The organism is Ruegeria sp. C2 (genome assembly GCF_056537765.1).
The window spans coordinates 1-7,187 of record NZ_JBQFRZ010000019.1 but is presented as its reverse complement, the minus strand read 5'-3'; the positions used below and the strand labels follow the sequence as shown (position 1 = coordinate 7,187).

The 7,187-nt window shown below is 56.8% G+C and carries 8 protein-coding genes; 4 read left to right on the top strand and 4 right to left on the bottom strand.

Going from position 1 to position 7,187, the window contains the following annotated elements:
- Nucleotides 1-196 (bottom strand): hypothetical protein (locus ACR0IV_RS21680; RefSeq protein WP_480734442.1); only part of this gene is annotated, 196 nt, incomplete at its 3' end.
- A gap of 206 nt (nt 197-402) precedes the next feature.
- Here ACR0IV_RS21680 and ACR0IV_RS21675 point away from each other — a divergent pair.
- The 4 genes from ACR0IV_RS21675 to nadC all read left to right on the top strand — a co-directional run bounded on the left by ACR0IV_RS21675 (nt 403) and on the right by nadC (nt 4,741).
- Nucleotides 403-1,284, top strand: a complete 882-nt coding sequence (locus ACR0IV_RS21675; RefSeq protein ID WP_480661144.1) for an NUDIX hydrolase — start codon at nt 403-405, stop codon at nt 1,282-1,284.
- Nucleotides 1,285-1,361: 77 nt separating this feature from the next.
- Nucleotides 1,362-2,333, top strand: a complete 972-nt coding sequence (gene nadA, locus ACR0IV_RS21670) for a quinolinate synthase NadA (protein ID WP_480661142.1) — start codon at nt 1,362-1,364, stop codon at nt 2,331-2,333.
- Entirely contained in the window at nt 2,330-3,868 is a 1,539-nt protein-coding gene (locus ACR0IV_RS21665) for an L-aspartate oxidase (protein WP_480661140.1), read from the top strand. The genes nadA and ACR0IV_RS21665 overlap by 4 nt, the downstream gene beginning before the upstream one ends.
- Nucleotides 3,869-3,871: 3 nt before the next feature.
- The gene (gene nadC, locus ACR0IV_RS21660) at nt 3,872-4,741 is read left to right on the top strand and encodes a carboxylating nicotinate-nucleotide diphosphorylase (protein ID WP_480661138.1); all 870 of its coding nucleotides are present in this window, start codon (nt 3,872-3,874) and stop codon (nt 4,739-4,741) included.
- A gap of 344 nt (nt 4,742-5,085) precedes the next feature.
- Here the strand turns inward: nadC and ACR0IV_RS21655 are convergent, their stop codons facing one another.
- From ACR0IV_RS21655 to ACR0IV_RS21645, 3 genes are all read right to left on the bottom strand, one after another.
- Nucleotides 5,086-5,709: a transmembrane anchor protein gene (locus ACR0IV_RS21655; RefSeq protein WP_480661136.1), complete on the bottom strand. Its 624-nt coding sequence runs from the start codon at nt 5,707-5,709 to the stop codon at nt 5,086-5,088.
- Nucleotides 5,710-5,725: 16 nt separating this feature from the next.
- On the bottom strand, nt 5,726-6,454 hold the full coding sequence (locus tag ACR0IV_RS21650) for a HupE/UreJ family protein (RefSeq protein ID WP_480661134.1): 729 nt from the start codon (nt 6,452-6,454) through the stop codon (nt 5,726-5,728).
- A gap of 223 nt (nt 6,455-6,677) precedes the next feature.
- A complete protein-coding gene (locus ACR0IV_RS21645; protein ID WP_480661132.1) occupies nt 6,678-6,881 on the bottom strand; it encodes a hypothetical protein in 204 nt (67 codons plus the stop codon).
- Between the last annotated feature and the right edge of the window lie 306 nt (nt 6,882-7,187).

Sequence of the window (7,187 nt, the reverse complement as noted above, 5' to 3'; positions counted from 1 at the left end):
TCCCTTTCAACAATTCAAAGAACTGCTCGCATAACAAAGCAGGACCGATGTATTTCTCTGAACTTCGGTAAACTTCGAAACAGAACCTTGCCACAAAGGGCGTACAAGCACCTTCAGTGGTAATCGTACTTGGATTGCGACATTGCTGAATTGAGGCTGACTGCTTTGCTGATCCGTTGGCCTTGTGTGCTGGCATTTCGCATCTACTCCGGTGATCATCGCGCACAGTAGAAAAGAAATCTGGTCAGGGTTTGTGGAAAAAGATCAACAAAACCCGTTAGACAGGCTTCAAACAAAGAGGTCGATCCGCTTTGGTATTTTCCGCAAGCAAAGGCTTGAGATACAAACTAGAAAGTAACCTTAAGACCAACGCCCAGCGATATTCAACATACAGGTATCTTCTTGCCCAGCGGACTAGCCCCTGCAGAACTGATCGCCATCCTGACCGCCGTGACTGACAATCAGCCACGCGTCATGACATTGCGCGGTGGCGAGGCGCTGCCGTCTGGTCCCTTCGAGTCTTCGCATCGCAGCCTGCAGAGTGGTTTGCGCGCCTGGATCGAGGCCCAAACTGGTCATCCGGTGGGTTATCTCGAGCAACTCTACACCTTTGCCGACAAGGACCGTGATCCGCGTTCTGACACTGCCGATGTTTCGCAGCGCATATCAATCAGCTATCTCGGTCTGGTGCGAGAGCAGGACGCCGCCGGTGCGGGACGTCCGGCCTGGCGTAGTTGGTATCAGTATTTCCCCTGGGAGGATCACCGTGACCGCAGTCCTGAGGTATTGCCGCATATCACCCGGCGTCTGACCGAATGGGCGGGCAGTGATCCATTGCTGATGCAGCGCGTCGATTATCTTTTTGGTCTTAGTGGCAAGACCTGGAACGAAGAACTGGCGTTACAGCGTTACGAATTGATGTACGAGGCCGGATTGGTCGATGGTGCAGAGTTCGGTCGTCCCATGGCAGGCGACAACCGTCGCATCCTCGCCACCGGCATCTCGCGCCTGCGGGCCAAGATCAAGTATTCTCCGGTCGTGTTCGAGCTCATGCCTGAGAGCTTCACATTGTTGCAGCTGCAACGCACGGTCGAGGCGCTGTCAGGTCTGCACCTACACAAACCGAATTTTCGCCGCCAGATCGATCAGCAGGAGCTGGTTGAAGAGACCGGTGAAATGTCCAGCGGTACCGGCGGGCGACCGGCGCGTCTGTTCCGCTATCGGCCGGCAATTCTTGAAGCTCGTATGTTATCAGCAGCAAGGTTACCGCTCTCAAGGTCGTGAGCCTTGCTTGACATAATCTCGAATCGAGAATAACTACAGCTTCGATGTACTCGAATCGAGTATAAATGGAGAAGCCAATGAAAGATTTCCGTCTTCCGGAGCTATATGACCGGGTCAAGCAGGTCATTCCGCCACCTGAATGGATGCTGTTTGAAGAGGATCTGGAAGCCATCCTCGAACTCAAGCGCGAGAAGAATGCGGTTATTCTCGCCCACAACTACCAAACACCGGAAATCTTCCACGGTGTGGCTGATATCGTGGGCGACAGCCTTGCCCTTGCGCGCGAAGCCGTCGAGGTCGACGCCGATATTATTGTGCTGGCGGGTGTGCATTTCATGGCTGAAACCGCCAAGTTGCTAAACCCTGAAAAAACGGTGCTGATCCCGGATACGGGTGCGGGTTGTTCATTGGCGGATTCGATCACGCCCGAGGATATTGCCCTGTTGCGCGAAGCTCATCCCGGCGTGCCCGTGATCACCTATGTCAACACGTCGGCAGCAGTGAAGGCGGCATCGGATATCTGCTGTACTTCGGGCAATGCGGTGAAAGTGGTGGAATCCCTCGGGGTGCCGCGCGTGCTGATGATACCGGACGAGTATCTTGCCAGAAACGTCGCCAAAGAAACCGATGTAGAACTGATCGCCTGGCACGGGCATTGCGAAGTGCACGAGTTGTTCACCCCGGAAGATGTACGCGCGATGCGCGAGGCATGGCCAGGCGTCACCGTATTGGCCCATCCCGAATGTCCGCCCGATGTGGTGGCCGAGGCGGATTTCTCGGGCTCTACTGCGGTAATGTCGGATTTCGTCGGCGACAAGAAACCGGCGCGGGTTTGTCTGCTGACTGAATGCTCCATGAGTGACAATGTGGCACTGAACCACCCGGATGTGGAGTTTGTGCGTCCCTGCAACCTGTGCCCGCATATGAAGCGCATCAGCCTGCGCAACATCCGCGAGGCGCTGGAGTTTGGGCGTCACGAGGTCACCGTTGATCCGGCAATCGCTGAAGATGCGCGCCGCTCGGTGGAACGGATGCTGGCGGTGAAATGATCCGGCTGGAAGGGCTTCATGGCCGAACTGCCATCGTCGGTGGCGGCATCGCCGGGCTGATGGCCGCGCTGGAATTGGCACCGCAACCGGTGGTGCTGATCACCCGCGATGGGTTGGGGCAGGAATGTAGCAGCGCTTGGGCGCAAGGGGGGATTGCCGCCGCCTTGGGGTCGGACGACGATCCGGCATTACACCTGTCCGATACATTGCGAGCCGGGGACGGACTATGTGACCAAACTGTCGTCTCCGGTATCCTATCGGAAGCGAGGGAGGCGATCACGGTATTGGAGAGCCATGGCGTTCGCTTCGACAAAACCGCAGACGGCGCCCTTGCATTTGGGCGTGAGGCAGCACATTCACGCCGCCGCATCCTGCATGTTGGCGGCGACCGCACCGGAGCCGAAATCACGTCGGCTTTGGCGCGTGCCGTGCTACGTTCTCCGTCGATCACCTGCCTGACCGGTGTCGAGGTCCGGCGGTTGATGACAACCGACGGGCGCGTCAGCGGCATTCATCTGCAAAGTGGTGATCATGCCGAGGTTCTGCACACCGCTCAGGTCATCATGGCAACTGGCGGCTGTGGCGGTCTGTTCGACGCCAGCACCAACCCTTCGGGCAATATCGGTCAGGGCGTCGTGATGGCCGCACGTGCCGGAGCGGCTTTGCGTGATATGGAATTCGTGCAGTTTCACCCCACTGCACTCGATAGCGCGCGAACACCCCTTGCTTTGGTCAGCGAAGCCGTGCGGGGTGAGGGTGCCACACTGATCGACCAGACTGGCACGCGCTTCATGGCGCATATTCCGGATGCGGAACTGGCGCCACGTGACGTGGTTGCCCGTGCCGTGCATCGGGTGATTTCGGAAGGTGGAAAGGCGTTTCTCGACGCGCGTGCAGCGCTTGGCTCCGGTTTTGCGCAGCGTTTCCCCGGCATTCATGCCCTGTGCGCCGCCCACGGTATTGACCCCGTGCGTGAGCCGATCCCGATACGACCGGCAGCGCACTATCATATGGGCGGTATTGCTGTCGACAAGGATGGATGCAGTACGCTGCCGGGCCTCTGGGCTATTGGCGAATGCGCGACCACAGGCTTGCATGGTGCCAATCGCCTCGCCAGCAACTCACTGCTGGAGGCGGTGGTGATGGGGCGTCGCGCTGCGCGCGGTATTGTCGGGCGAGAGATGCAAACCCTTCTGACTGCGCCCGAACCTGAGAGGTTGCCTAGGACAGATCTCAACTCGGTGCAGTCTCTGGTTTCGCAACATCTGGGCGTGATCCGTAACGGGGTGGGGCTGCATCGTGCCATCTCGGATTTGTTGCCGCTGGTTCATGCGGGCCTACGCGTCTCTGATCCAGCTCTCGTCGCGCTTTCAATTGCGGTTTTCGCCGAACGACGCTGTGAATCGCGCGGCGGGCATTATCGCAGTGATTTCCCCGAACCTGCAACCGAAGCGCAATCAAACCTGATGACATTGACCGAGGTTTTGGCTCGTGCCAACTCGGTCAGCGAACACCCCTTGCCAAGGACTGCCTGAACCATGACCCACATGCCCCTTGTAGCGTTGCCTCGGCTGATGCTTGAACCATTGATCCGCCGCGCGCTGGATGAGGATCTGGGCCTGGCTGGTGATATCACCTCGACCGCTGTTATTCCGGATGATCATTTCTCGGAGGTTGTGGCCCGGGCGCGGCAATCCGGATGCATTGCCGGGCTGGATTGCGCAGAGCTTGCCTGCTCTCTGGTTGATCCGGCTATTACAATGACCCGCCATGTCGAGGACGGCGACTCCGTCGCGCCGGGCGCGGTCATCGCCACGTTCGAAGGCCCATCGCGTAGCCTTTTGATTGCCGAGCGCACCGCACTCAACTTCATGGGACACCTGTCGGGTATCGCCAGCGTAACCGCCGATCTAGTGCATCGCATTGAAGGTACACATGCCGCCATCGCTTGCACCCGCAAGACCACTCCCGGTCTGCGCGCGCTTGAAAAATATGCGGTGCGTGCAGGAGGTGGCATGAACCACCGCTACTCCCTGAGTGACGCAGTGCTAATCAAGGACAATCACATCGCCATTGCCGGGGGCGTTGGCCCGGCCCTGACCAGAGCGAGGCATACGGTGGGCCATATGGTCAAGATCGAGATCGAGGTCGATACGTTGGAGCAACTGACCCAAGTGCTGGAGATCGGTGCCGATGCGGTGCTTCTCGACAACATGAATCCGGCAACCCTGCGTAGCGCGGTGGAGATGATCGACGGGCGAGCCATCGCCGAAGCCTCGGGCGGTATCACCCCTGACAGCGTGCGGGCCGTGGCGGAAACCGGGGTCGATCTGATTTCAATGGGTTGGATCACTCATAGCGCGCCCTGCCTGGACATCGGTCTCGATTTTATCGCAAAGCGTCGTTGACGTTTCCGTGGGCGTAGGTGCCGTTGAATTTAGGGATCGCTGCAGGTTGCGGACCTGATCTATGCGGCCTTTCTGCGCCGGAAGGCCAACTTGGTGCCAAACCCTGGAACTGCACTATTCGATGCTTGTTCCAGTTCTTGTCAAATACGTAACGCGGGCACAGTCAAATATCCGCAGCATGGGTCTCGAAGCAGTCAATTGGTGCATCTCAAGAAGCGATGAAGCGGATCTCTTTCTTGTAGCTTAGGTCGAACGAATAACTGCAAGCCTGATGCGGACCTGGCGTTCTTCTGAGCATTTTTAGAGCGCCCCGATGACAACGCGTACATCGGGGCGCCAATTTGTTAGTAGGTGCGCTTGATATCGCTATAGGCTCCGCGCAGTTTCACGGTGACCGTGATGTCCTGTTTGTCGCGATTGCGCCAGAACCAGCCATGGTTTCCGGTAAAAGCGGCAACCAGAGTACCTTGTGCACCGGTCTTGCCGCGACCTTTCTCATAGCTGATCGACTCGTCGGCATTGTCGCCGTGCAAGTCGAAATTGGCGCGGTCGCCTTCGGCAACCCAGTCATATTCGGCTACGGCACCTTCTTCCATCACGAGTTTCCACTCAATCCCTTCACCAGGTGTCAAAGTGAACGAGAATTCGTCTGCCCAAGGTTCGGCATTCTCCTGAGCATAGGCTGCCCCAACGAAAGCACCCAGAATATCCTGCAGCAGGTTGGATTGCTCTTCACCTTGTGCAGCAGCGGCGTCGCGGGCGGCCTCTTCGGCCAGCTCGGTCTTGATCTCGCCCATCTCTGTCAGGCCGAGAACGCCACCCACCTTGGTGGGATCGATGCCGTATTCGGCAGGCAGCACAACCGTGACCAGGATAACGACTGCCGCAAGGGCGGCTATGATCGTCGATTTGATCAACTGCGCAGAGCTTGGCAGTTCTTCGGGGGCGGGTTTTTCAGAATTGTACATGTTTATCTCCGTGAACTCAGGTAGCGGCGAACAAGCCGGTCAGTTGGTAGCCGATCAGGATGAAGCCCGCGGACATCATCACAACGTTGGCCGTGTATGCGTGTTTCCAGAAGAACTTGGACTTGCGCCAAAACCCCATGAAGATGAGGATCAGAGCAAGAGCCATGAACTGGCCGATTTCGACGCCGACATTGAAGGCCAGCAGGTTGGGCAGAAGGCCGTCTTCCGGCATGTCATAGTCCAGAATCTTGGTTGCCAGACCCAGGCCGTGGAAGAATCCAAAGATCAGTGTCGCGATCTTGGTATTGGGCTGAAAGCCGAACCAGCGCTGATATGCGCCGAGATTGTCCAGCGCCTTGTAGACCACAGACAGGCCGATGATCGCGTCAACGATATAGGCGTTAACGTTCCAACCGAAATAGACGCCCAGCAGCATGGTCGTGGAATGCCCCACGGCAAAGATGCTGACATAGGTGGCGACGTGTTTCGCCCGGTACAGGAAGAACACGACACCAAACAGGAACAGGATATGGTCATACCCTGTTACCATGTGTTTTGCGCCTAGATAGGCAAAGGGGATCAATTTGACGCCCCATATCTGCTGGATATAGCCAGCATCGCCAGCGGTGACGTTATGAGCTGCGGCATAAGTTGCGCTATAGGCAAGTGCCGCAAAGACAAGGGCGGCCAGCGTCAGGGATTGGCGTACTGCTTCCCTTAGCCGGACCCTTTGAAGGGTTTGCATGAGATTTTCTCCGCTAAATATGTGATTGAGTCTTCATGTCCCGCCGAGGCGGGGAAGATCACACGCGCGGAGGCCGTTCGAGAAGATAAATTGGATCGGTATTGTCCAAGGATGGTTTCAACGCGCGGGGCAATTGAAAACCAGTGATGAAATGCGTGTCATAGACTAGGGTTAGGATGGCTGAACTGTGATCATGATCGGCCACGTCATGGCTATCGCCATGCTACGTCCAATACTCGTCCATCTCATCGCCGTGGGAATGGCCGTGTTCAGTTATCGTCTGGCTCTGCTCGGACAGACCTTTCAGATAGCTGGCGGAATGTGTGAACGATGGGGTAACAGACCAGACCAACAGGCACACGGTAAGTGCCACGGCAAATGCGCACCTAAGCCAATCAGCCAGTTGTCTGCCCGACGCGATCTGCATTACTGTTCCTGCCAACGGCGGTTTTTCCGCCTGTTTATTTGCTCATTCGCCATTTAGCTGCATGTGGGGTTGCCGTGCAACCCCCCGGTTCGGACCTGGTTCTGTTTCGAAGTTTACCGAAGTTCAGAGAAATACATCGGTCCTGCTTTGTTATGCGAGCAGTTCTTTGAATTGTTGAAAGGGACAGAGTCCTGGTGTGAATTGGCCTTTACGGATCAGGCTTTGTCGCAAACTTTTAGCTAGTAGGTCTTCGTGTTAATGGCGTTTCGGATTTTGATCGAGGCAGACAGTGACAATTTCATTCAA

Coding starts and splice junctions, on each gene's coding strand:
- nadA (WP_480661142.1), top strand. CDS start 1,362: ATGAAAGATTTCCGTCTTCCGGAGCTATATGACCGGGTCAAGCAGGTC.
- ACR0IV_RS21665 (WP_480661140.1), top strand. CDS start 2,330: ATGATCCGGCTGGAAGGGCTTCATGGCCGAACTGCCATCGTCGGTGGC.
- nadC (WP_480661138.1), top strand. CDS start 3,872: ATGACCCACATGCCCCTTGTAGCGTTGCCTCGGCTGATGCTTGAACCA.
- ACR0IV_RS21655 (WP_480661136.1), bottom strand. CDS start 5,709: ATGTACAATTCTGAAAAACCCGCCCCCGAAGAACTGCCAAGCTCTGCG.
- ACR0IV_RS21650 (WP_480661134.1), bottom strand. CDS start 6,454: ATGCAAACCCTTCAAAGGGTCCGGCTAAGGGAAGCAGTACGCCAATCC.
- ACR0IV_RS21645 (WP_480661132.1), bottom strand. CDS start 6,881: ATGCAGATCGCGTCGGGCAGACAACTGGCTGATTGGCTTAGGTGCGCA.